Origin of the sequence: Nisaea sp. (assembly GCF_034670185.1) — a bacterium.
Classification (GTDB): Bacteria; Pseudomonadota; Alphaproteobacteria; order Thalassobaculales; family Thalassobaculaceae; genus Nisaea.
Window position 1 is genome coordinate 82301 of the sequence record NZ_JAXMNY010000005.1, and the last position, 23037, is coordinate 105337.

22 protein-coding genes are annotated in these 23037 nt (G+C 60.1%); 12 read left to right on the forward strand and 10 right to left on the reverse strand.

The features are described 5' to 3' along the window. Positions 1-33: 33 nt before the first annotated feature. Complete coding sequence (locus VOI22_RS19400) at positions 34-1053, reverse strand: SDR family NAD(P)-dependent oxidoreductase (RefSeq protein WP_323798092.1); 1020 nt, start codon at positions 1051-1053, stop codon at positions 34-36. Positions 1054-1176: 123 nt separating this feature from the next. Between VOI22_RS19400 and VOI22_RS19405 the strand changes: the two genes are divergently transcribed. From VOI22_RS19405 to VOI22_RS19415, 3 genes are all read left to right on the forward strand, one after another. After that, positions 1177-1614 (forward strand): hypothetical protein, encoded by a 438-nt coding sequence (locus VOI22_RS19405; protein ID WP_323798093.1) that lies wholly within the window; start codon positions 1177-1179, stop codon positions 1612-1614. A gap of 135 nt (positions 1615-1749) precedes the next feature. Beyond that, entirely contained in the window at positions 1750-2121 is a 372-nt protein-coding gene (locus VOI22_RS19410; RefSeq protein WP_323798094.1) for a hypothetical protein, read from the forward strand. A gap of 268 nt (positions 2122-2389) precedes the next feature. Further along, entirely contained in the window at positions 2390-3496 is a 1107-nt protein-coding gene (locus VOI22_RS19415) for a glycosyltransferase family 4 protein (protein WP_323798095.1), read from the forward strand. On the opposite strand, the gene VOI22_RS19420 is transcribed toward VOI22_RS19415, so the two are convergent. The 7 genes from VOI22_RS19420 to goxA all read right to left on the reverse strand — a co-directional run bounded on the left by VOI22_RS19420 (position 3488) and on the right by goxA (position 12018). Then, a complete protein-coding gene (locus VOI22_RS19420) occupies positions 3488-4405 on the reverse strand; it encodes a hypothetical protein (RefSeq protein WP_323798096.1) in 918 nt (305 codons plus the stop codon). The two genes, VOI22_RS19415 and VOI22_RS19420, sit on opposite strands and share 9 nt — an antisense overlap. Next, entirely contained in the window at positions 4402-5337 is a 936-nt protein-coding gene (locus tag VOI22_RS19425; RefSeq protein WP_323798097.1) for a glycosyltransferase, read from the reverse strand. The genes VOI22_RS19420 and VOI22_RS19425 overlap by 4 nt, the downstream gene beginning before the upstream one ends. A gap of 23 nt (positions 5338-5360) precedes the next feature. Then, on the reverse strand, positions 5361-6515 hold the full coding sequence (gene neuC, locus VOI22_RS19430) for a UDP-N-acetylglucosamine 2-epimerase (RefSeq protein WP_323798098.1): 1155 nt from the start codon (positions 6513-6515) through the stop codon (positions 5361-5363). Between the two features lie 4 nt (positions 6516-6519). Beyond that, entirely contained in the window at positions 6520-7704 is a 1185-nt protein-coding gene (locus VOI22_RS19435; protein WP_323798099.1) for a LegC family aminotransferase, read from the reverse strand. After that, on the reverse strand, positions 7704-8702 hold the full coding sequence (locus VOI22_RS19440) for a GDP-mannose 4,6-dehydratase (RefSeq protein ID WP_323798100.1): 999 nt from the start codon (positions 8700-8702) through the stop codon (positions 7704-7706). Before VOI22_RS19440 ends, VOI22_RS19435 begins: the two co-directional genes overlap by 1 nt. A gap of 116 nt (positions 8703-8818) precedes the next feature. Next, positions 8819-9967 carry a glycine oxidase maturase GoxB gene (gene goxB, locus VOI22_RS19445; protein WP_323798101.1) on the reverse strand — a complete coding sequence of 383 codons (1149 nt, stop codon included), beginning with the start codon at positions 9965-9967 and terminating at the stop codon, positions 8819-8821. Then, the gene (goxA, locus tag VOI22_RS19450; protein ID WP_323798102.1) at positions 9964-12018 is read right to left on the reverse strand and encodes a CTQ-dependent glycine oxidase GoxA; all 2055 of its coding nucleotides are present in this window, start codon (positions 12016-12018) and stop codon (positions 9964-9966) included. The genes goxB and goxA overlap by 4 nt, the downstream gene beginning before the upstream one ends. A gap of 305 nt (positions 12019-12323) precedes the next feature. Here goxA and VOI22_RS19455 point away from each other — a divergent pair, with 305 nt between their 5' ends. Then, positions 12324-13127, forward strand: a complete 804-nt coding sequence (locus tag VOI22_RS19455) for an SDR family NAD(P)-dependent oxidoreductase (protein ID WP_323798103.1) — start codon at positions 12324-12326, stop codon at positions 13125-13127. Between the two features lie 21 nt (positions 13128-13148). Here VOI22_RS19455 and VOI22_RS19460 read toward each other — a convergent pair whose 3' ends face one another. Then, positions 13149-14477 (reverse strand): nucleotide sugar dehydrogenase, encoded by a 1329-nt coding sequence (locus tag VOI22_RS19460; RefSeq protein WP_323798104.1) that lies wholly within the window; start codon positions 14475-14477, stop codon positions 13149-13151. Between the two features lie 54 nt (positions 14478-14531). Between VOI22_RS19460 and VOI22_RS19465 the strand changes: the two genes are divergently transcribed. Then, positions 14532-15398: a phytanoyl-CoA dioxygenase family protein gene (locus VOI22_RS19465; protein WP_323798105.1), complete on the forward strand. Its 867-nt coding sequence runs from the start codon at positions 14532-14534 to the stop codon at positions 15396-15398. Positions 15399-15504: 106 nt separating this feature from the next. Here the strand turns inward: VOI22_RS19465 and VOI22_RS19470 are convergent, their stop codons facing one another. Further along, positions 15505-16425, reverse strand: a complete 921-nt coding sequence (locus VOI22_RS19470) for a pirin family protein (RefSeq protein ID WP_323798106.1) — start codon at positions 16423-16425, stop codon at positions 15505-15507. 231 nt (positions 16426-16656) lie between these two features. On the opposite strand from VOI22_RS19470, the gene VOI22_RS19475 reads away from it, so the two are divergent. The 7 genes from VOI22_RS19475 to VOI22_RS19505 all read left to right on the forward strand — a co-directional run bounded on the left by VOI22_RS19475 (position 16657) and on the right by VOI22_RS19505 (position 23020). Continuing rightward, positions 16657-18303: a diguanylate cyclase gene (locus VOI22_RS19475; RefSeq protein ID WP_323798107.1), complete on the forward strand. Its 1647-nt coding sequence runs from the start codon at positions 16657-16659 to the stop codon at positions 18301-18303. A 246-nt stretch (positions 18304-18549) separates the two neighbouring features. Beyond that, entirely contained in the window at positions 18550-19425 is an 876-nt protein-coding gene (locus tag VOI22_RS19480) for a shikimate dehydrogenase (RefSeq protein WP_323798108.1), read from the forward strand. A gap of 8 nt (positions 19426-19433) precedes the next feature. Beyond that, positions 19434-19976 (forward strand): hypothetical protein, encoded by a 543-nt coding sequence (locus tag VOI22_RS19485; protein WP_323798109.1) that lies wholly within the window; start codon positions 19434-19436, stop codon positions 19974-19976. Next, positions 19973-20653, forward strand: a complete 681-nt coding sequence (locus VOI22_RS19490) for a glycosyltransferase family A protein (RefSeq protein ID WP_323798110.1) — start codon at positions 19973-19975, stop codon at positions 20651-20653. The genes VOI22_RS19485 and VOI22_RS19490 overlap by 4 nt, the downstream gene beginning before the upstream one ends. After that, positions 20650-21312, forward strand: coding sequence for a hypothetical protein (locus VOI22_RS19495; protein ID WP_323798111.1), 663 nt, complete (start codon positions 20650-20652; stop codon positions 21310-21312). Before VOI22_RS19490 ends, VOI22_RS19495 begins: the two co-directional genes overlap by 4 nt. Next, positions 21309-22022: an acylneuraminate cytidylyltransferase family protein gene (locus VOI22_RS19500; RefSeq protein ID WP_323798112.1), complete on the forward strand. Its 714-nt coding sequence runs from the start codon at positions 21309-21311 to the stop codon at positions 22020-22022. Before VOI22_RS19495 ends, VOI22_RS19500 begins: the two co-directional genes overlap by 4 nt. 50 nt (positions 22023-22072) lie before the next feature. Continuing rightward, positions 22073-23020, forward strand: a complete 948-nt coding sequence (locus VOI22_RS19505) for a tetratricopeptide repeat protein (protein WP_323798113.1) — start codon at positions 22073-22075, stop codon at positions 23018-23020. The last annotated feature ends 17 nt before the right edge of the window (positions 23021-23037 follow it).

Consider the following 23037-nt stretch of genomic DNA (forward strand, 5'->3'; position numbering starts at 1 on the left):
CCCGAAATACGGCAGCGCCATTAATGTTGCCCGTCAGACTTTTTCGCTATCATCACCCAAATAGGCGAACCAGGTCTTTGTCGCGTCCGCGATTGAATCCGGATCCCAGAGCGGGGCATCCTTCCAGCGTTCGATATCCGCCAGCATCCGGGCCACACCATCCTCAAAGGAAACTTCCGGCGCCCAGCCCAGCTCGCCCTGCAGCTTGGAGATATCCGCCCACGTTACGTCGGGCTCGCCCGGCCGTTTCGGAACATAGACCACCTCGCCACCAATCAATTCGACAAGCCGGTTGATAGATTGCGGACTGCCACCGCCCGCATTGTAGATTTCGCCGGAATTCTCCGTCAGCGCGGCGGCATGAAATGCGCGCGCCAGGTCAGAGGCATAAATGAAATCTCGTCGCTGTGTGCCGTCACCGACGACCGTGAAAGGTTTCCCAGCGAGCTTTTGACGCAGGAAAACACCGAAGACGGCGCCATAGGCTCCGGTCGTCCGGACCCGAGTACCGTAAGCATTAAAAATACGTACCGAGTTGGCTGGCAGCCCATAGACCTGATGCCAGTGCAAAACCGCCTGCTCGCCCTGATATTTGCTAAGAGCATAGGGATATTGGGGCTGTGCGGGATGCTGCTCAGTGGTCGGCGTGTCAGCCAACCCGTAACAGGACGACGAAGCGGCATAGACGAGCTTCTCGACATTCGCCTCCCGCGCGCATTCGAGAACATGGACAGTGCCTTGTACATTCGTCGCCATATAATCGATCGGCCGCTCGATTGATGGTACGATATCGCCGATTCCGGCGAAGTGGTAGACGAGCCGTGCCCCTTCGAAGGCAGACCGCATGGACTCGATATCCCGGATGTCCGCCTCAAAAATCTTGAGATCCGTATTGTCTGCATGGTGCTTTAGATTCGAGCGATGGCCGCCCGCAAAATTGTCGACCACATTTACACGGAACCCCTCGGACAACAGGAGGTCGACCATGTGGCTCCCAATGAAACCGGCTCCACCGGTAACGACCGCGATCCCGCGTTCGCTGTTCCCAATCATTGAAACCAATCCCCCTGTTGAATTCCGAACCCATCTTCACGATAACTCGCTGCTTAGCACAAGAAGTGGCAATTCGGACAGCACGACCCAATTCGCTGCATCTTATGACAGGATGGGCGTGTGATGCCGACTAAATGGGTTCTCGAATCCGATCTGATTTTCCTAGAGCCAGCAGCGCGTTTTGCCGGACTGAACCCGAATGCCGTTCGTGAGTACCCGGGGCCGACGAAAGTTGCCGCCCTGATCTATCCGTCTCCCTTTTGCCAGAACTCCATCGACTGGATGCGTGCCTTGTCGCACCTTGTAGCCCGCAATCGGGACTTCGAGCTGTTTCTGGTCAATGTGAAATCCGAAAGCGATATGCGGGAAAGCAGCAGGACACGAGTTTATCCCGTTCTCGATGACCAGATCCTCACGCTTCTGAACCAGATAAACCAAGCCGATACGTTAAACCTCGCGCAACAAAGCCGCAGGGTGGAAAACATCTTGGAGCGCCTCAAACAGCGCGCATCCGAAGCCCTGCGCGATGAAATCGCCTATTTGTACAACAAAGAGCGATAGCACGTGCTCCTGGCTAAGCGCGACCGCAGCATGCCGGCCTCTTGAACGGAAACACCGCATCGACTAATGAACTCTATTAGGTCTCGCGGGCGTCTGTTTAGCCTCGACGCGACGCCACTACCAGATCAGGTCCCAATGAAACAGATTCTTGCATCCATTGCTCTCGTATTGAGTCTAGCAGCCTGTAAGTCAGAGGAAGAAGCCATCGATGGCCGGTGGGTCGGCACGATTTCGGATGAAGCGCGCAAAGAACTCCGGATTGACGGCAAAATTGCCGATGACACATTCGTCGTAGTGTTCGAGCCAGATGCCATTCATCTGAACGACACAGTTCGCATGGCTGAATATCTTTCGAACAAAGGACGGACGCTGGTCAAATTCAAGAATGAAAACCGCGTCATGACCATCTACTTCGACGAGGACGATAAAAATAAGATCCGCATGACGGCCGTCAGCTATTTCCGCGGAAAAATCTACGAATTCGAACTGGAACGAGATAGCGACTAACGGAATAAATTCCGGCGTAGGACCTCGGGCCAGAATACAACCACAACACATTGGAATTTCCCCGCATGCCTCCTCACGCTGAGGGTAATTTCCAACGCGGCAGGTGGTTCGGAATTTGAGGCCTCAATCGAGGATATTACCGAGCAAGTGAAATTGGCTTATCAGAACCCTAAGACCGGTATCGAGATCAGCTTGCATAAAGTACAAAGGGTGCATGCGCTTTCCTGGGGCCTACAGGTGAGCCAATTGCTCACAGCCATTGAAACTGATGACCCTTCCTGAATCCGAACCGGAATCTATGGGCAGCCGCCCGGTGCATGCGATCGGCTGGTTCGATGGGCGTTTCGGATACAACGTTCACACCCGGAATTTCTTCGATAATCTTTCAAGATTGATACCTGTCGCGGCCTCGCCACTGATTGGCCTGGACGGGCCATGGCAACAAGATCGTGCCATCCTGACAGCGTCTACGGAACTTGCTCCCCGCGCGACCATCGCCCTGCTGTACGGCGATATGATGGACATTCTCGACGGCGCCCCCGGTAAACGGATTGCTTATACTGTCTGGGAATCGACCGAATTCCCGGCCGGCTGGCTGGATCAGCTAAAGCGCGCCGACGAGATATGGATTCCGACGGCCTGGGGCCGCTCCGTACTTATCGACAACGGGATATCAGCCGATCAGATACACATCATGCCGGAAGGCGTCGACCCTGATGTGTTCAACCCTGAAATAGAACCTACCAACGCACTGATGGCATATGAAGGGTTCAAGTTTTTGAATGTCGGACGCTTCGAAACCCGCAAAGGGACAGAGCTTCTCATCAAGAGCTTCGATGCGGAATTCGGCCCCGGCGATGCGGTACGCCTTGTCCTCTCTTGCGACAATCATCACGATCCGGATTTCGATATAGGACGTATCCTAAGGGAAATGCGGCTTCAGCGCCCGGATCGGATTGTCATTATCCCTCCCGTACGAAGCCATGCCCGGTTCGCCGAGCTGTATCGCGCCTGCGATGCGTTCGTTTCCCCGTTCCGGGCCGAAGGCTGGGGGCTTCCAATCTGTGAGGCCATGGCCTGCGCATTACCCGTGATCGCAACGAACTATAGCGGCCCCACCGGCTTCATGGACGACTCGGCCTATCGCCTTTCCTATAAACTGGCCCCGATTGAGGACAATTATTATCAATCGGCCGCCAATGTTGGCGGGTTTTGGGCCGAACCTGATGCCCAGCATCTGCGAAAATTGATGCGCGAGGTTTACGAGAACAGGGAAGATGCGGCCAAGCGCGGGCGCGCCGGGTCCCGCCACATCCTGGGTAATTTCACATGGATGGATGCAGCCCGGAAAGCTATGGAAGTCCTATCAAGCTGAAAGGGCTCTTTCGGTCAGCCGCTTCCAAACCTCCAGATTGTCACCAAAAGTAGCATCCACGCTGTTTTCTATAGCTGTTTCAAACGCTCGGTCGATGAGTTGCCGATGCCACACCGGATCGGCTGCCAGACGCAGAAGGCCATCTGACAGCTCTTCTGCAACAGTCTCAAGTGTCGCACTGTTGATCCAGATACCGTTTTCCGGACATGCAACATCGCGCAAACCTCCGCCATGCGTTCCAGCAACCACAATGCCTGATGCCATAGCGTCAAGAAGGGGGAGAGCACTACCGCAGAGCCCTCTGAGAGAGATAAGAACATCACAGCCCGCAAGATTATCTCGCCACTCCTCGAGGGCTTCAGCATCCAGATCAACCCACTCACATTCAGCAAGCTCGGGCCAGCCTCGTGTCAAGATACCTTTGATGAAATCAATCGCGAACTGACTACTCCCAAAACAGCCGATCCGTGACACCTGCAAGTGGTCCACGATGTTTCGAGCACTGGGATTAAAGTCCAGATATTCCGCTGATATTCGAAGTGTTTCGACCGACTTCCCAAGGGCGAATTTTTGTAACATCCGACCCGATTCCTCGCCCGGAGCAAGCGTAGCAAGCACAAGGTCGGAGGTGCTAATCCAATGATGGTCGATTTTGAAAAATATATAGGGATTCCAGACGATAGGCGCATGGGGGATCCGTCGCTCATCAAGATAGCGACGCAGGAACTTCCGGCACGCGACATCAAACACCGCAATTGCACCGTGATCAGGCAGATGGTGTGCATCATCTGAGAACTCGTAAAGACCTGCTTCCAGACCTACTGCACGTAACCGATCGATCTGTCCCTGATAGAAACGCCGCTTCTCTGCACGCGCGGGTTCTCCCTCCGCCAGAACAAAGCCAATCACAGGAAAGATCTCCAGAAACCGAGAAGCGCATCATCCATTGCCTGGTCCGTGTATCCGGCAACAGTATGACGCCCAGCCTCCACCAATCCGGCAAGTGCATCGGGGTCAGCACGCAATGACATAATCGTCTCACCTAGCAGGTGAACCAGATTGTCCGGCGTCGCCTCATCGTACCAACGACCATTAGCTGGCGTCGCATAGTCCAGACCACCACCACCATGATATCCGACCACGACACAACCTGCGGCCATCGCCTCGAGAGGTGGGAGCCCAAGCCCTTCATTCCGGCTAAGCGAAAGGAACACGGCACTTTCCGCCATAATCGCGGCGACGTCTCTTGGGTGCCTGTTATGAATACTGGCAAAGGGCGTTACCGCGATATCCGGGTACAGATACCGCAAACCATACATAACCGAACCGAATTCGATCATACGCTTGCGCGGCATATAGCAAATCTGGACTTTTTTCTCGCCCGCCGGGCCTATGAGTGGCCGAATTGCGGGACGGATGACAACCGGATTCGCAATATTGTGGACATCGCGCAGGTACGCGGCGATCGGCTCTGATACACAGAGAAAAGTATCAATCGGGAAATCCGATAACCGTTCGTGAGGCTGCAATGTTCCTCCGAGAAAATAATGATTCTGACAGAAGAAAACGCGCCTCACAGGCATAGACAAGAAACGGTCAAAAACGTGCCTGGGTAACGAATCATGCATGACAAGGATGTCGTCAGGACGAATGGCCAGCTGTTTGCTGTTCTCGAAAACAGCCTCTTGATCGACCCAGGACGGAAGCCCGCCTTCATGCGTGCTGGCCAATTTTGCGTCGAAGCCAGCCCGCCTCAGGCTCGCGACATGAGCCGCCTGCACGATCACGCCACCTATCGGCTGATCAAGATTCCTCACCGTCAAATAAACTATCTGAACCATCAGTTTACGGCGCCGCCTGCTGCTTATAACGGATCGTGGTAGCGCTTCATGCCTATACCGGCGAAAGGCGCTGCTGCCCGGAGGCGTTCGATGATCCGTTTAGTCGCCCGACCGTCGCCGTATGGATTGTCCATATCGGAACAATCCATCGCGGAAGCCTTAGCAATCGCAGTGGCGATAGCATCCCGTTCCGGCGGACAGTCAATCACTGATGAAGCCCGTATCCGGCCATCCTGACGGGTACCGATATTGACCGTCGGTATGCCGAAAGACGGTGCCTCATAGAGGCCGCTGGAAGAATTCCCCACGACCATCGAAGCATGGCGCAACGCCGAGAGATACAGCAATTGACCGAGCGACTCGCGGGCAATGATCCGGGATGAGCGCGCGGTAGCAGCCTCCAGAGCCTCGTTGAGGGCCGCGCCACCACTATCGGCATTGGCATAGGTGACAAGCGACACGTGATCCGCCGGAAGCGCCTCGAGCGCGGTCAGAAGCTCGCCAAACTGCTCTACGGGTGAGCCTTTATCTGCGGTCGCCGGATGGAAGGTCACGACGAGCAAGTGTTTGCCGAGCGGCGCTCCAACTCGCCGCTCCACCTCGTCTTTCGACAGCAACTCGAGAGAGCGGATCGAATCGAGCGCCGGTGTGCCGGTCGTATGCACTGTCGCCGGGTCCTCCCCCATCCGGACCAGACGCGCGCTGGCCTCATCATTGGTGGTGAAGTGCAGGTTCGAGAATTTCGAGATCGCGTGCCTCAGCCCGTCATCAAGCGAGCCTGACGTGACATCGCCACCGGCAATATGCGCAATGGGAATATTCAGCAGATAGGCAGCCGACGCAGCGGCAAAGGTTTCGAAACGGTCCCCCAGCAACAGTACGAGATCCGGTCGCTTCAGACTCCATGCTTTGGTGAAACCGGCCATCCCGGCACTGGTCGACAGCGCGATCTCTTCATGAGAGCCGCCAGTCGCCTCGCAATCGATCCGGCCGGCGATCTCGAAGCCCGCAGATTCAACCTCTTCAACCGTGTTTCCGAACCGGGGCGACAGGTGCATGCCGGTGACATAGAGATCGAGCGCAAAATCCGGCTCCGCTAGAATAGCTTCCAGAACCGGTTTCTGGATGCCGAAATCAGCGCGACTGCCGGTCACGCCGGCGACGATCTGGCGCTGCATGCCGTCAGCCCTGGCGTCCGAGCTTCGGGCTGCTCGGCAGATTAACGATCCGGTCCACCAGATCTTCCGTCACCGGAAGAGAAGCTCGCGGGCATTCGCTATTGAAGGAAAGCTCGTGCATGGGCGTCCAGCAGGGCCGGGCCTGTATGCCGTCCGCATTCAATGCTTCCAGCAGAGCTTCACGCGCGGCCCGGTCAGGCACCATGACCACATTGAGCCAGTAATTGCTCTCGCAGCCTGCAGGCTGACTGAAGAACTGCACGTCCGGAACAGTGGCCAGCGCCGCGCGATACCGCTCCGCTAGTGCCCGCTTCTCCGAAAGAAATTGCGGCAGCATCTCGAACTGAGCGCAGCCAAGGGCCGCGTTCAGGTTCGGCAGCCGGTAATTATAGCCAATTTCGTCATGATCGAAGGCCCAGCGGTGCGGGAGTTTCGCCGTCGTCGTCAGGTGCTTCAACCGCTTGGCCAACGCCTCATCATTGGTCACCACCGCGCCGCCGCCGCCGGTCGTGATCGTCTTGTTGCCGTTGAAGCTGACTGCGGCAAGCTTCCCCCAACTTCCCATCAGCCGGCCGTCCCGGGTGGAACCGAGGCTTTCCGCCGCATCCTCGACCAGAACCAGATGCCAGCGGGCCGCGACCTCGACCAGCCGGTCCATCCGCATCGGATGCCCGAAAACATGCATCGGCACGACCGCGCTGATCCGCCGGCCGGTCTTGCGGTTATACGCGGCTCCGTCACGGACCACAGCGATGTCATCGAGGTAGGCGTCGAGCGCATCCGGATCGAGGCCCAGAGTCTCACCCTCGCTATCGACGAAATGCGGCACCGCCCCCGCATGATAGACAGCATTGCAGGACGCGACGAAGGTCAAAGCCTGGACCAGCACCTCGTCATCCCGCTCGACACCTGCAGCAACCAGAGCGATGTGCAGCGCGCCAGTTCCGTTGACGCAGGCGATGCCGAAACGGGTTCCCGACGCATCCGCCACAAGTTGCTCGAACCGATCGACATAAGAGCCGACGGAGGATACCCAGCCGGTATCGAGACAATCCTTTACGTACTCCCATTCGCGGCCGATGAATTCCGGCTCGTGCAGGGGCAACGGCCGGCTCTCCGGGAGCACGGAGCGCACGGCATCGACAATGGCGGACGGATCGAACGCACTGTTCTTCAGAACGGTAGTCATCAGACCTGGTATCCTTCCGGATAGCGGGCGAGGTTCGCCGGGTCGGTGAACCACTCGATGGTTTTCTCAAGCCCCTTGTCGAAGCCGTCGCGGCCGCCATGTGCCGGCGCCCAGCCAAGACTACCCTCGGCCACCGCAACGCCGGCGAACAAGCGCTCGACCTCGCTGGCGTCAGGACGCATGCGCTGTTCGTCCGAGACAATCTCCACATTGCGGCCCATCACCCGGCCGATGGCCGCTGCCGTCTCACCGATGGAAATCTCGAAACCGCTGCCGATATTGGTCACACGGCCGATGGCCGCGTCGGCTGTCATCGCCGAAACGAAGCCCTGCGCCGTGTCCCGGACGAAGGTGAAATCGCGGGTCGGCGATACGGCACCCAGCCGGATTTCCTCCGCCCCGCGCGCGAGCTGCGTGATGATGGTCGGGATCACCGCACGGGCGGACTGGCGCGGCCCATAGGTATTGAACGGGCGCAGCACCGAAACCGGCAGGCCGAAGCTCTTTTCATAGGATAGCGCGAGATGATCCGCTGCCGCCTTGGAAGCTGCATACGGGCTCTGCGGGTTGACCGGATGTTCCTCTGTGATCGGCACGAACTGGGCGGTGCCATAGATCTCGCTGGTCGAGGTGCAGACGACCCGCTCCGTCTCCCAGAGACGCGCCGCTTCCAGCACGTTCAACGTGCCCGTGACGTTGGTGTCGATGTAGCTCTCTGGCGCCCTGTAGGAGTAAGGAATCGCGATCAGCGCCGCCAGATGCAGGATAGCCGACGCGCCCTTCGCCATGCCGACGACACAGCTCCTGTCGCGAATGTCGCCGAGCTCAATCTGAAGGCCGCCACGCAGCTCTTTCGGAATCGTCTCAAGCCAGCCGGTCGAGCCGAAGGAATTGTAAAGCGCGAGCGCCCGCACTTCCTGGCCTTGTTCCAGCAGCGTTTCAACCAGATGCGAGCCGATGAACCCATCGGCGCCGGTCACCAGAACCGGACCCGTCATGCCTGTCCCCAATAAGTTCGCGCGCGCGGGAACTATGCGTCGCCCGCGTCAGACGCCGGACGATACATCAGGCAAGGGATCGGGTGAAAGCCAGATAAGTCATGCCGTGCAGAAGATCAGGAGCCGGCCACCATTGCATCAGTCACTGCTCCCTTGCGGCGCTCCCAGAACGGAGATGCATCGAACCGCCGCTCCTCGGCATAGATCGTAGCCCTGCTCTGCAAAAACTCCTGGACGCCCCGGCCGACTTTCTCGGCATAGTCGGCGAGCGGCTCTGCGTCGCCGCCAAGCCGGGCTATCGCCGCATCGGCTCCCCTGATTCCGGTCCAGAGCGCGGTTGTCATGCCATGGGACGACAGCGGATCGAAGGCCGCCGCCGCATCGCCGATAGCAACCCAGCCCTCCCCTGTGGCAGGGGCCAGCCAGGTTGTGCCCGCGCTCACCAGATCCGGCGGAGCATCAAGGCTGAATTCGGCGTCACGTAGCCATCGCCCTACATAGGTCGTGCGTTCCAGCATCGCCCGAAAAACAGATGTATCCCGTGTCACATCCCGGGGGAGCAAATCAGGGTCCGTATAAAAATTCAGTATCAACCGACCGCCTGCCTGCAAGGTCGCATACCACCAGCCTTCCGGCACGGTCTCAAGCAGGGTTGCCCGGGTCGGCTCAACCCCGGCATTTTCTTCCTGCGAAAGAACGACGCACAGCGCGACAAGCTGGTCCGCCCGGAGCCGGGCGGCATGATCGGGTGCCTGTATCCCGGCCACCACAGCGGCCCGGCCCGAGCCGTCCAGAATGAACTGGGCGCCGCAGCGCCCCAGCCTGTCCCCGTCGTCAACCTCCAGGATCCAGCCCTCACCACTCCAGTCAAGACCGGTCAGGCGAGCTTCGGCCGGTGCCGCGCCAGCGCCAATGGCAAGTGCCCGCAAATCCCGCTCGAACGCAGCCCGTTCCAGAACCGTGCTCGGCCCTTCGAGATGAACAATCCCGCTGCGTTCCGCCAACTGGTCACTGCCCCAGGCGGAAAACACGGATTGCTCCGGACGATGACAGGCAGCATCGAGCAGTCCGGCCGCGCCGATCTCTTCCAGCATGGGCCTGGCTGCCGGGGACAGATGCTCCCCCGGCAAATTGCCCTCTTTCTGAGCCGGCGCGATCCAGAGAGGAGAGTGACCAGTCCGGAGAAGACGGAGAACGGCGGCAGTCGAGGCGATCCCGCCACCGACCACTGCGATGTCAGCAGTCGAAAAAGCCGCAGCGGTCATTTAGGCAACATGCCGTCCTTCGGTTTCCAGTCGAAACGGAACTCCATCGTGTCCGCACGCCCGACCTCGACATAGACCTCTTTCGGCACCCCGGCGGGTGCATTGTCGTCTCTCGGGCCGGGGAGCTTCACGACAAAGCCCATCCGCTCCCAGAGAGTGATCATGTTGGTGATGCCGTCCCAGTAACTGCCATTGGCATGGTAGCCAATCCCGGCCACGGCACGAGACCAGGCCACCCTGTTGTCAAAGAACTTCCGGCGCTCGCTTGTCGAGAGCGTCTCATCCATCAGTTCCTTGTAATAAGTCTCTGGCAGCACATCGATCGGCAACAGCGCGGGCCACCAGACTGCGGTCGGATAATTCTCCTGCATCAGCACCTGCTGACAGGAGAAAGCATCGCACTGCCAGGGCAGCCCCATCCACCGGGTCAGATCCCCCGCCATTTGCGGGCCAATCGGCGGCGGCGTATCACGGTAACCTTTGAAGGCAATCTCCGGCGTCAGCAGGAAACCGAGATCCTGGATCAAGCTGGGCCGATCGCCATGAGCCAGCCGGAACGGTTCTGCATTCTCGTCGGTGTTCCGCAGGTACATCGGCGCCAGACGCAGATAATAGGTCAGTTCCACTCCCGGATGGAACGCACCGCCAGAACAGGGCTCAAGCGCGGCTTCCGTCAGCGCATGGGGCTGCAGCTCGACCGGCAAATCCTCCAGCCGCTCGACTGCGTCCACCTCGGAATCCTTCCAGTCATCGAAGAACTGCCCTTCCGCCCACATCCGCAGATGCTCGTATTGCTGTTTCGGAAACTGGAACCACTGCAGCGGACTGCCGGAATAATTCACCCCGTCCCCCATCATGTAGGGGATCTTCAGGCGCTCTTCCTTGAAGGCGTCTGGTTTGGTGTTATAGGGATTGCGGAATTTCTCGAAGACGGCAAACCGGAACGCCTTGTTGTTATCCTTCGGGTTTGCCAACTTCTTGATGAAGGCCGGATCTGAGAAGTCGCCGGCATCCAGCCAGCCCTGCCGCAGGTTCGCCGCATCGGTCAGCCACGACATCAGAGCCACGCGCCGGAAGGTCGGATAGATGTATTTCAGGAACGAGATCGGTGCCTCCGGCGGCTCCACCCAGCCTTCTTCGACATTCAGGTTGCTGACCACGTCATACATAGTGGAGATCGGCGGGATATCGGGCGCGAAGTTCGGCCCCACACATGCGACCCAGGCAGGGTCGGCTTCGAAAGTCACACCGTTGGCAAGCTGAACCGTTGCCGTCACCGGCCCGTCGCACCAATCGTCATGCCAGCCGTCATTATCGGCGAAACTTGTGATCGCGGCTTGGGTCGGGGAATTCGAGACACCGGACGGCGGCACAACCAGCAGCCTGCCTTCCTCATCGGTCCGGACATTGCCAAGCCCGACTTTCTCTTCCCCCCAGAACTCACCCTCGAAAGCATAGGTTGGGTCGTTACCGTCCGGGTTCACGTTCGGCCCGGAGATGTCCTTCTTCCCGCCATCGATCACCAGCATCCGCTCACGTTCCGTATTATCCGTGAAATACTGGTTCCGTTTCTGCCCTGGCAAACCAGGGGCGAGGTCGCCATTGTCGAGCGGGTTGTTGAAGCCGTACCAGGCCGCCTTCGCATTCACCAGATGGGCAGACCAGGAGATTTTCGCCGCCCTGCCCGTCACCTCGCCGATGACACGATCCTGCGCATCGAAGGCATAGACCCGGAAGCGCTGGACCTGCTTCTTGATCTTTCGGTCACCGTCCTTGAAGCCGCCGTCCGGTTTCGGCGGCAGGCCGGGAACTTCCGGCGCAAGGAACCATTCATCGCTGCCACCGACCCGGCAGATCCCGATGGCGGGATAGATCCGCACCTTGGCGATCTCGGCCCCCTCGGGCGCGGGGTTCGCATTGCCTGCGGCAACAGCGGCTTTCGGCTGCCAGATCAGACTTCCGCCAAACGCCCCGGCAGCCGCTCCCGCCAGAAAGTCCCGGCGGCGAACTGCGTTGCTTTGCGGCCTCTTGTTTCCGGTCTTCTCTCCCACGACGTTCTCCCCGTTTGAATGACCGGAACAGATTGCCATCATTGCGTGCATTTTGATAGAATAAGAATTTACTTTTTCTCGTAAAACTTTATTCCGAGCAATCGCGCACCTCTGCATTAAGGGCGGATTATCGAAAGCTCTCCTCGGCGGGGACAGGCCGTCAGACAGCGTCATGACCGGTCTCGGTAGGGCCGGCATCCGCAGCCGCTCGACTGTCTTCCTCTTTTCACAAGCCACTAAACGCCTTCCGGCGGGAAAGCGGAAAATCGTTTAGGATCAGTCAAAACAATGCAGGGAGAAACGACATGCCCGGACGGGTGGAAGGCAAGGTCATCGTGGTTGCGGGTGCGGGATCCGTCGGCCCCGGATGGGGTAACGGCAAGGCAGCGGCTGTACTCTATGCCCGCGAGGGGGCAACACTTTATCTTATCGACCGCGATGGAGATGCGCTGGCGGAAACCTCCCGGCTGGTTGAGGCAGAAGGCGCGCAAGTTCATGCCGAAGCTGGAGATCTCACCGACGGAATAACCGTGGAACGCCTGCTCGGCGACTGCGCCGCCCGTTTCGGACGCCTCGATGTTCTGCATAACAATGTCGGCGGCTCGGCTCCCGGCGGCGTCGCGGAAATGGACGAGGCAACCTGGGACCGGCAGGTCGATCACAATCTGAAAACCGTTTATCTCGGCTGCCATTTTGCCATCCCTCGGATGCGGGAAACCGGCGGCGGCGCCATTGTCAATATCGCCTCCGTCGCGGGCTACCGGCATATCGGCGCGCCGATCCATGCCTATGCCGCCACCAAGGCCGGCGTTGTGCAACTCTCCCGCGCCATGGGCGTCAGCTATGCCAAGGAAGGCATCCGCTGCAACACGGTCGTGCCGGGGTTGATGCATACGCCCCTGGTGGAAGCCCGCCTCACGGGACAACGTGGCGACGGTGACGCAGAGGCTCTGATTGCCCGGCGCCATGCACAAGTCCCGATGGGCCATATGGGGGATGCCTGGGATGTCGCCTATGCCGCGCTCTATCTCGCCAGCGACGAGGCAAAATATGTCACCGCGACGGAAATCGTCGTCGATGGCGGCCTGACCATGAGCGCGCCGGTCTAGACCTCGGTTTGTCCGATGTACTCAGGCGGGAACGATATGCGTACCTTCGAACCCCCGTGACCGCATCGCGTTTCGAGTATCGAGGACCAGCCGGGCATGCTCCGCGATAAGGCCATACTCCACATCGTCATGATCCGTGACGATCAGCACCGCATCCGCCGCAGCCAGGCGCTCAGGCGTCAGTGCCTCGCTCTTGCAGCCCGCGAGCGCACCGAATTCGCGGCTCGGCAGGATTTCCGGAATCCATGGGTCATGGAATCCGGCCTTCGCTCCGGCCGCCTGGAGCTTCTCCAGAATGGTCAGGGCCGGGCTTTCACGCTGGTCGGCCACGTTCTTCTTGTAGGCCATGCCGATCAGCAGGATGTCTGCGCCGTTCAGGCCCTTGCCAGATTGCCGGTCCACCGCCTCGCGCAGCCGGTCGATAACATAGTCCGGCATAGCCCGGTTGATCTCGCCCGCAAGCTCGATAAAGCGGGTCGACTGGCCGACGCTGCGGGCTTTCCAGGCGAGATAGAACGGATCGATCGGGATACAGTGACCGCCGAGGCCCGGTCCCGGATAAAACGGCATGTAGCCAAAAGGCTTGGTCGAGGCCGCCTCGATGACTTCCCAGACATCGATATCCATGGCGCCGTAGATCACCTTCAGCTCGTTCACCAGGGCGATATTCACCGCCCGGAACACATTCTCGGTGATCTTCACCGCCTCCGCCGTTGCGGCCGAAGAGACCGGCACGACCTTGTCCAGCACGGCACTGTAGAGCGCGACGGCGAGTTTTCCGGAGGCCTCGTCAACGCCGCCGACCACCTTCGGAATACGGCCGATAGAATAATCCGCGTTGCCGGGATCTTCCCGCTCCGGTGCGAAGGCGAGGAAGAGATCCTCACCGACCGTGTGGTCCGCGCTTTCCAGAATTGGCCGCAGCACCTCGTCCGTAGTGCCCGGATATGTCGTCGATTCCAGCACCACCAACGCGCCCGACTTCAGCACCGGAGCCAGCGCCGCGGTGGTATCGCGGACATAGCGCAGATCGGGGTCGCGCTCCGGTGTCAGTGGCGTCGGCACGCAGATCAGCACCGCGTCGGCATCGCCGAGATCGGTGATGTTGTCCGTCGCGAGGAAATCCCCATTCGTGATCCGCTCGCCAATCCCGTCCACCGGGATATGCGGAAGGTAGGATTGCTCCGCCGTCAGCGCTGTTATCTTCGCAGCATCGATATCGTAGCCAGTCACCCGAAACCCGGCCTTCAAGCAGGCGAGCGCCAGGGGCAGGCCGACATAACCGAGTCCGATCACGCCAATTCGCGCGCTCTTGTCGGAAACTTTGTTGAGGAATGCTTGCACCATCATGGGCTCAGTCCGTAGCCTGAAGACGGTTCACACGCAAGCACGGGAGAAGATGCGATGGCCGGTCTCAGCGACGCGCAAAAGGATGCCTTCTGGCGCGACGGATACCTCACCATCGAAAACGCGGTATCGCCGGACCTTCTGGGTCGGCTGCGCGATACCTTCAGCGGCTGGGTCGAGGAAAGCCGGGGGCATGCCTCCCCCTATGGCGAGACCATCAACGCCAAGCCGCGCTTTGACGTCGAGCCGGGCCACACGGCAGAGAAACCGGGCCTGCGCCGGGTCAATGCGCCGGTCGAGGTCTCCGAGGCCTATTACGAGGCGATGGCTTCCAGTCACATGACCGACTGCGTCGCGGACCTGATCGGCCCGAACCTGAAATTCCACCACTCGAAGATCAATTCCAAGCTGCCCGGCGGCGCCACCCAGGTGAAATGGCACCAGGATTTCCCCTTTACCCCGCACACCAACGACGACGTGATCACTGCGCTGCTGATGGTGGATGAGGTGACGGAAGAGAACGGCCCGCTGGAAGTGCTGGCGGGCTCGCACAGGGGCGAGATCCACGGGCTCTGGCATGACGGTGTTTTCACTGGGGCCATCGACGATGATATCGCGACGGAATGCCAGAAAAAGGCGGCACTCTGCACCGGCCCGGCGGGCTCGGTCTGCCTGATGCACACCCGCCTGCTGCACGGCTCCGCCCCGAACCGCTCGGCAAACCCACGCACGCTGTTCATCTCGGTCTATTCTGCGGAAGATTCAGTTCCGGTCTCACCCAGCCCGATGCCGAACAAGTTCGAAGGCACCATTGTGCGCGGCGTCCGGACGGGACGGGTCCGCGCGATCCCCTACGAGATCAGCCTGCCGCAACTGCCCTCCACGGCTTCGTTCTTCGACCAGCAGGCGCAGCACAAGAAGTAGCCGCCTCTCACCCGTCATCCCGGCCGAAGAGCCGGGACCTTTGGGCCTTAGAGCGGCGCCCGACATTCGGAAGATCCCGGATCAGGTCCGGGATGACGGTTAACCCTCAGATCCCCGTCGCACCTTCGCGGATGAAGGTGCCATTGTTCAGGTCGTGGATCGCCTGCCGGAGCTCTTCCTTCGTGTTCATCACGATCGGGCCGTGCCAAGCCACCGGCTCCTTGATCGGCTTGCCGGCGACGAGCAGGAAGCGGATGCCCTCCGGCCCTGCCGTAACGCTGATCTCGTCGCCACTGTCGAACTTGACCAGCGTACGGTTACCGGACATGTCGCGTACAGTCAGCTCCTCGCCGGCGAACTCCTTTTCCACCAGCACGCCCACCGGGTTCGATGCGTCCCGGAAGCGTCCGGCGCCGGCGAAGATATAGGCGAATGCGTTCGCATGGGTATCCACCGGTAGCCGTTTGGTCGTGTTCGGAGGAACCGAGATATCGAGATAGAGCGGATCGGCGGCGATACCGTCGACGGGGCCCCGCTTGCCCCAGAAATTGCCGGTGATGATCTTCACCTTCGTGCCGTCATCGTCGGTGATTTCCGGAATGTCCCCACCGGAAATATCCTGATAGCGCGGCGTGGTCATCTTGTGCGCCGAGGGCAGGTTGGCCCACAGCTGGAAGCCGTGCATCTGGCCGCTGGCGTTTCCGCGCGGCATCTCCTGATGCATGATGCCGGAGCCCGCCGTCATCCACTGCACCGAGCCCGCTCCGAGGACTCCATGATTGCCGAGAGAATCCCCGTGCTCGACCTCTCCCGCCAGCACATAAGTGATGGTCTCGATGCCGCGATGCGGGTGCCACGGAAACCCGGCGGCGTATTTCGCCGGATCGTCGTTGCGGAAATCGTCCATCATCAGGAACGGATCGGTCTCGGACGTATCCCCGAAACCGAACACCCGATGCAGATGCACCCCCGCTCCTTCCATCGTCGGCTGGGCATGAGACTCGGACTTCACGGCGCGGATCGACATCACTGATCTCCAAAACTCAGAGCGCGGCGGAACTGCTGCGCTTCATGAGAGATGGGATGATGATAGCAGATTGGGAGGGGGTGATTGTTCGCGGATAGGGACACTCTGTTGCCCCCTGTCAACCGATGCCGTTAGCGAAATTTTCACCACTTTCGCGCACAACCGCTCTGTCTGTGTTGGGGATTGGCGCTTCCCGCAAAAAAAAGCGCCTCGAGAAGGAGATCGACAACGATGCGTCTCAAGCATCTCTTGATTATTGCTTTTGTCATCGTGTCCGCAGCTCCCATGTTCTTTGGCCTGCAGTATCTGAATGGCCAGTTCGGCCAGTACACACGCCAATTGTTCTCCGAGAATCTTTCGGCCCTCTCCCTTATCGCCAAGCAGCGCCTTTTGGGCGCTGTCGAACGGATCAGGGACACAACGTCCCTCGTTGCCAGCCGAACACAGCTTCGGCACGACATGGCAGAGTGGAACCGGACCCACGACACGGCCTATGCCGATGATATTGCCCGTATCATCTTCGATGCGAGGCAGGGGCTCACTCTTCTGAAAGAGATCTCTGTTTATGACCGGAAGAGCAATCTTGTCGCCTCAACGTCGTCCGCGCCGATACCCTGGCGACTCGAATCTGATCAGGTCTTCAAGGTGAGCATCCAACTGACACAGGACGGCGACGATGTTGTTGCCACCAGCGTCGCTCCGCTGGTGTTCGACAACAAAGTCACGGGCTATGTCCGTCTCGCATTCGAGACAGACTTTATTACCGAACTGGTGCAGCAGCGTGCCGGACTGGGCGAGACCGGCGAATGGCTGTTCGCCGTGCGCCACGAGAGCGGCGACGCCTTGTTCGCCGTCCCTCTTAAATACGATCAGACGGCTGCATTCCGGCGACGTGTTGCGAAGGACCGGCTCGACGTCCCGATCATTCGAGCCATGCTGGGCAACGAGATCGTCATGAGCTTCGCCCCAGACTATCTGGAAAGGCCCGTCCTGGCTTCGACGCGCTACATCCGGGAGCTCGATTGGGGGCTCGTCGTGAAGATCAACGAAGACGAAGTCGCGTCTCTGGTGAACCGCAACAAGAAGCTGATCTATATTGCGGAGTTCTCCATCATCCTTCTCGCGATCCTCGCGGGAGTAGGGCTGTCTTTCTTCATTGCGAAGCCAATCGAGAAATTGCGGGCACACACCGCGAAAGTTGCCAAAGGCGAATGGGATAAACCGCCAGAGGGTGGTGGATGGCGAGAGGTCAAGGAGTTGACCGAACATTTTTCGGTCATGATTGCCGCTCTCAAGGAGTTCAACGAAACACTGCAAAGCAGAATCGACGAACGAACACACGACCTTGGTGAAGCCAACCGGAAGCTGACCGAGTTGGCGACAAGAGACCCGCTGACGGGACTTTATAACCGGCGCCATCTTGACGTCTGCCTGAACCGTGAGATCGAGCGGGCCCATCGCTACGGAAGTCCTCTGGCGATCGTCATCATGGACATCGACCATTTCAAGGCGGTCAATGACTCGCACGGCCATGGTGTCGGCGACCTAGTGCTGCAAAGGCTCGCGGGATTTCTCAAGGACACTCTGCGCTCTTCTGACATCGTTGCGCGGATCGGCGGGGAGGAGTTCTGTTTCATCCTGCCAGAGTCGCCCGAGGATGCGGCTCTAGCTTTCCTCGAACGCGTACGCATCGGCATTTCAGAGATTACATTTGAAGCGAACGCAACCGCCTTCAACGTGACTTGCAGCTTCGGGCTCGCGGAGCTGAATGATGTATCTCCCGACCCAGAACACCTCATGAAGAATGCTGATTTTGCACTCTATGAGGCAAAAAGAGCGGGGCGGAACCGGATCGTCGCATTTCGCGCTAAGACCTGAAGAAGTGCAGGCGAGCATCTGACACCAACGATCCGTCAATCGAAAACGCACATCAGCCGTACCGCAATTTTTGAGCTCGCCAAAATCGACCCACGATTGGTAACGACGGACGAGGAGCAAGGCTCTACAGTGGCTTGACCGTGTTCTTCACCCTTCCCTCTCCCACCTGACCTGCGCTAAACCATCATTCGAGTTTTCCGGCGGCTTTCCGCCGCTTTCCGAACCGCTACCCGGGACCGCATCCACGTGCAGGACTTTCTCGACAACGACCCAAGCATCGCCACCGCTAAATTCGCCGCTATTCTCGGGCTGACGCCGTCGAAGGGCGCGCGCTCGCCGCTGCTCTGGAACGCAGCCTTCAAGGTTGGCGGCATTGACGCCGCGATGGTACCGATGGATGTGACGCCGGAAAATCTGGCGGGACTGGTCACGGCGCTGAAGGCAGACAAACGCTATATCGGCGGCGCGGTCGCGGTGCCGCATAAGCAGGAAGTCGCGAAACTGCTGGACCGGCTGGAGCCAGAAGCTGAGCGGATCGGCGCGGTAAATGCGATTTACCGGGACGGTGACGAGCTGGTCGGCGCCAATACGGACGGGGCCGGGGCATTGTCACAGATTGCCGACGCCCTGCCCGATCTCGCCTCCCGCAAGGCGGTACTGATCGGGCTTGGCGGGGCCGGGATCGCAGTCGCGGCCTATCTTGCCGGTGCGGTGAAAGAGCTGGTGGTCGCCAACCGGACCCCGGCGAAGGCCGAAGAGGCGGCAGCAAAGCTCGGCGGCCATGTCTCAGCGGCAGCGCTGCCGCTGACAACGGAGCTGCTCTCCGACTGCGGCCTGCTGGTGAACTGCACGTCCGCCGGATATCAGGATGGCGACGCGGGCACTCCGCTCGGCACAGATGCGGACGCCCTGATCGCCGCCCTACCTGTCGGCGCGCTGGTCTATGACATCATCTATCAGCCGGCGGAAACCCCGCTGATGTCGCTGGCGGCCGCACGCGGGCTGAAAACACGGAACGGGCTCGGCATGAATCTCGACCAGGCGGTGATCGCCTTCCAGAAAGCCAATCCGGGCGTCCTGTCAATCGATGCAATACGCGACGCCATGCGGAATGCGGGGTAAGCCGGAGCATGAAAATCAGACCCGCCAGCGATCAGGACACGCATTTCAAGCACGGCGTGATCCTGCTCGGCGACCATGCGGATACAGTCGAGGCAGAAGCTTGGCCGATTGCCCTGGATGCGATTCGGCACGAGCAGCTGCTGCAGGTGGCGGAAGATTTCGACATCGTCGTTCCAGCCGACCACCTGTCCGAACCGCCGCTGCTCAAGGCCGGCACGAAACCCGCCTTTCTGGTGCACGATCTCGACGCGCTGGAACGGCTGCGGGCGATGCAGGAGACGGGCGACCTCAGAGGAACCATCCTGTTCGCACCGACCCAGGTTGCGCGCATTGAGCTGCACAGGCTGGCCCGGCCGACTTTGAAGGCCGCCCGGCCTATCCCGCTCGGCAAGGTGCTGGAAGAAGCGGACATCGCGGAGGAAACGGGCGGGCCCGGCATCGCCGCCGCGCTGAAGCCCTCCGTGCTCGGCAAGAAGGTGCTGTACGCCCTAACCGAGGGCGCCGCGCTCGATTTCGGCGTGGTGGATGAAGACGACTGGAGGCAGTCATGATCAGTGTCGTTCTGCGGGCCAAGAACGAGGCCGCCTGGATCGGGCGCTGCCTGACCGCACTTAAGCATCAGCGGGTGAAGGATATCGACGTCATCCTGGTGGATAACGACTCCACCGACGATACGCTGCCGATCGCCGAAGCCTATGGCGTGAACATCCAGTATATCAGCCGCGCGGAATTCTCTTACGGCCGAGCCCTGAATATCGGCATCGCCGCCGCGAAATACGACACCGTGGCGCTGATCTCCTCGCATTGCGTGCCGGTGGACGAGCTCTGGGCGGATTACCTGCTGGCCCATCTCGGCCCGGACGGCGATCCGAAACTCTGCGGCATCTATGGTCGGCAGGAGCCGCTGCCCGATACCAGCGCCATCGACCGGCGCGATCTCTGGACCACCTTCCGGGACGAGCGGGTGCGCCAGCGCCGGGATTACTTCTTCCACAACGCCAACTCGGGCATCCGCAAATCGATCTGGGACGAGCATCCGTTCGATGAGGAGATCCGGGGCGTCGAGGACCGGGAATGGGGCAAGCGCATGATCGCGCTCGGCCACGAAATCCTCTATGAGCCGGGCCTCCGGGTCTATCACCATCACGGTATCCATCAGGGCCGCGACGAGGGCCGCGCCAAACGCGTCGCCGAGGTTATCGATTACATCCGGACGAGCGCGCCATGAGTGACATCCTTGCCATCATCCCCGTCTATTCCGGCGCCAGTTCGACCCCAAAGCTGGTGAAGCCGCTGCACGGCGCCTCCAGCCTTGTCCGCACCATAGAGGCGGTGCTGGAAGATCTGCCGGAAGCGCATGTCGTGCTGACCGCCGACGATGACGCGGTGAAAGCCCAGGCCGCGCCCTTCGCAGACCGGATCACCATCCATGACCGCAAAGCCGAGAGCTATTCGGACGCGCTGGTGGACGTGCTGGATGCCCACCCGGCAAAACAGGTCGTCGTCGTCGAGCCGACCCATCCGTTCCGGCCGCGTGGCCTGATCCGGCGCACGGCGGAGAATCTCGCGGCCCGCGATCATCTCGACAGCGTGGTCTGCGTCCGTGAATTCGACGCCAGCCTGTGGCGACTCGATCCTGACCGCACCATCCAGGCTCTCGATCCGGGCGGCGACCGGCGCAGCTCGACCTATTTCCAGGAAGTCGTTGGCCTCGCGCTCGCCACCCGGCCGGAGCTGATCCGCGAGGGCCGTCGTCTCGGCGACGCGGTCGGCTTCGAGGTGGTCGACCAGTTCTGGGCCCTTGTCGATATCCGCGACGACATGAGCCTCGCCATGGCCGAAATGGTCGCGGACCGCTTTACCGAACTCAGGAATTCCATCGCATGACAAAGTCTGACCGCGTTCTCGCCATCCTGCCCGCTCGCGGCGGCTCCAAGGGACTGCCCGGCAAGAACGTCAAGCCGATCGGCGGAAAGCCGCTGATCGCCCATTCCGTCGAGCATGCGCTCACCTCCGGCGTCTGTGACCGGGTGCTGGTCACCACCGACAGCGAAGCAATCCGCGATGCCGCCGTTGCCGCTGGGGCCTGGTGCCCCTTCATGCGCGAAGGCTCTCTGGCAGAAGATCTGACACCGACCGAGCCGGTGCTGAAAGATGCACTGGAGCGGGCAGAAGAGATCGATGGGCCGTTCGGCATCGTCGTCTTCCTGCAACCGACGGATATCTTCCGCAAGCCGGAATGGATCGCCGAATGCGTCAACCGGCTGAAGGCGGATGACAGCCTGGAGACGGTCTTCGTCGCCAACAAGACGCACAAGAATTTCTGGTCCCGGAACGCGGACGGGGAATGGCAGCGGGTGTTCGACTGGATGGCCGTCTACGGCCCGCGCCAGACCCGCAAGCCTCTGTTCCGTGAAGATACCGGCCTCGCCTCCGCCATCCGCGCCGACCTGATCCGGGCCGGCAAACGGACCGGCATGAAGGTCGATATCCTGGAGATCGACGATGTCGCCTCCGGCATCGACATCCACGACGCCTTCGACCTCTACATGGCCGAAAAGGCGCTGGAATATTTCGCGAAGAACGGCGGGCAGTAAGCCCGCCAGGGACGGAATAATAATGCTGCGACTTAAGGCCGGAGAGACTCATGCACTTCTACCCCGACGAAGCCTTAAACGAGCAGCAGGTCCTCGAGCGTTATCAAGCCGCCCGATTGAGCGGGCACCCGGATACCGCACTCGGCTGGCTCCGAATGCTGATCGCGGCCAAACCTGGAGATGCCCGGCTCGCCTTCCTTATGGGCCGCACTCTGGTCTCGGCCGGCAGGTACGATGAGGCCGAAGCCTGGCTGGAACACGGCCTCGCCTATCATGTCGGGAGACAGCCTCCGGCGACGGCAGAGATCCGGACGCCGCTTTGCATCATCGGCATGCCACGAAGTGCCAGCAGCAACCTGACAAAAACCCTGGCCACCTTCACCCACCGTCCAACAATGGAACTGGGCTTCGGCGAATTGGCGCCACGTATCGACGTTCCTTTACAGGACGCTTATCTGAAGGCCTTCGTTGAAGGGCGTTTCGCCTGCCACAGCCATCTCAGCCCGACGAAGGAGTCACTTGAAAGGCTTGCGGCAAGCGGCGTCGACAAAATCTTCGTGCAAACCCGCGATCCGCGGCAGGCTCTGGCTTCTTTTCACGGATACTCTCTTAAGTCGGCAGAGATCCTTTCCCGCCTCAACCATGTCTATGCTGGATACAGTTACCTGCCGGCGAAAGAGCAAGTGACTTTACTTGCACGAATTTATTATCCGAGCCTCCTGACATGGCTGAAAGGTTGGGAAGATGCCCAGAAGGAACGGAGGGCCGGATTGGAGATTTCCATCGGCCGGTTCGAGGACATGGTCGCCGATGAGGCCCGCTACCGCTCAACACTGGCCGATTTTCTGGCGGTTGCGTTGGAGAATGTTCCGCCAATCCAGGAAGACGGGCGGCGTACGCCACCCAAAGACGAATGGCGCGGACTACTCGCACCTCAGGAACAGCAGGTACTGGATGACAGATTGAACGGCATCAGGTCTGAGCTTTATTCAGCCTGAAATCCGGCAGCGTCATC

What these genes read in the sequence shown, in the direction of transcription:
- VOI22_RS19400 (WP_323798092.1), bottom strand. Translation starts at nt 1,053, where the DNA reads ATGATTGGGAACAGCGAACGCGGGATCGCGGTCGTTACCGGTGGAGCC.
- VOI22_RS19405 (WP_323798093.1), top strand. Translation starts at nt 1,177, where the DNA reads ATGCCGACTAAATGGGTTCTCGAATCCGATCTGATTTTCCTAGAGCCA.
- VOI22_RS19410 (WP_323798094.1), top strand. Translation starts at nt 1,750, where the DNA reads ATGAAACAGATTCTTGCATCCATTGCTCTCGTATTGAGTCTAGCAGCC.
- VOI22_RS19415 (WP_323798095.1), top strand. Translation starts at nt 2,390, where the DNA reads ATGACCCTTCCTGAATCCGAACCGGAATCTATGGGCAGCCGCCCGGTG.
- VOI22_RS19425 (WP_323798097.1), bottom strand. Translation starts at nt 5,337, where the DNA reads ATGGTTCAGATAGTTTATTTGACGGTGAGGAATCTTGATCAGCCGATA.
- neuC (WP_323798098.1), bottom strand. Translation starts at nt 6,515, where the DNA reads ATGCAGCGCCAGATCGTCGCCGGCGTGACCGGCAGTCGCGCTGATTTC.
- VOI22_RS19435 (WP_323798099.1), bottom strand. Translation starts at nt 7,704, where the DNA reads ATGACTACCGTTCTGAAGAACAGTGCGTTCGATCCGTCCGCCATTGTC.
- VOI22_RS19440 (WP_323798100.1), bottom strand. Translation starts at nt 8,702, where the DNA reads ATGACGGGTCCGGTTCTGGTGACCGGCGCCGATGGGTTCATCGGCTCG.
- goxB (WP_323798101.1), bottom strand. Translation starts at nt 9,967, where the DNA reads ATGACCGCTGCGGCTTTTTCGACTGCTGACATCGCAGTGGTCGGTGGC.
- VOI22_RS19455 (WP_323798103.1), top strand. Translation starts at nt 12,324, where the DNA reads ATGCCCGGACGGGTGGAAGGCAAGGTCATCGTGGTTGCGGGTGCGGGA.
- VOI22_RS19460 (WP_323798104.1), bottom strand. Translation starts at nt 14,477, where the DNA reads ATGATGGTGCAAGCATTCCTCAACAAAGTTTCCGACAAGAGCGCGCGA.
- VOI22_RS19465 (WP_323798105.1), top strand. Translation starts at nt 14,532, where the DNA reads ATGGCCGGTCTCAGCGACGCGCAAAAGGATGCCTTCTGGCGCGACGGA.
- VOI22_RS19470 (WP_323798106.1), bottom strand. Translation starts at nt 16,425, where the DNA reads ATGTCGATCCGCGCCGTGAAGTCCGAGTCTCATGCCCAGCCGACGATG.
- VOI22_RS19475 (WP_323798107.1), top strand. Translation starts at nt 16,657, where the DNA reads ATGCGTCTCAAGCATCTCTTGATTATTGCTTTTGTCATCGTGTCCGCA.
- VOI22_RS19485 (WP_323798109.1), top strand. Translation starts at nt 19,434, where the DNA reads ATGAAAATCAGACCCGCCAGCGATCAGGACACGCATTTCAAGCACGGC.
- VOI22_RS19490 (WP_323798110.1), top strand. Translation starts at nt 19,973, where the DNA reads ATGATCAGTGTCGTTCTGCGGGCCAAGAACGAGGCCGCCTGGATCGGG.
- VOI22_RS19495 (WP_323798111.1), top strand. Translation starts at nt 20,650, where the DNA reads ATGAGTGACATCCTTGCCATCATCCCCGTCTATTCCGGCGCCAGTTCG.
- VOI22_RS19500 (WP_323798112.1), top strand. Translation starts at nt 21,309, where the DNA reads ATGACAAAGTCTGACCGCGTTCTCGCCATCCTGCCCGCTCGCGGCGGC.
- VOI22_RS19505 (WP_323798113.1), top strand. Translation starts at nt 22,073, where the DNA reads ATGCACTTCTACCCCGACGAAGCCTTAAACGAGCAGCAGGTCCTCGAG.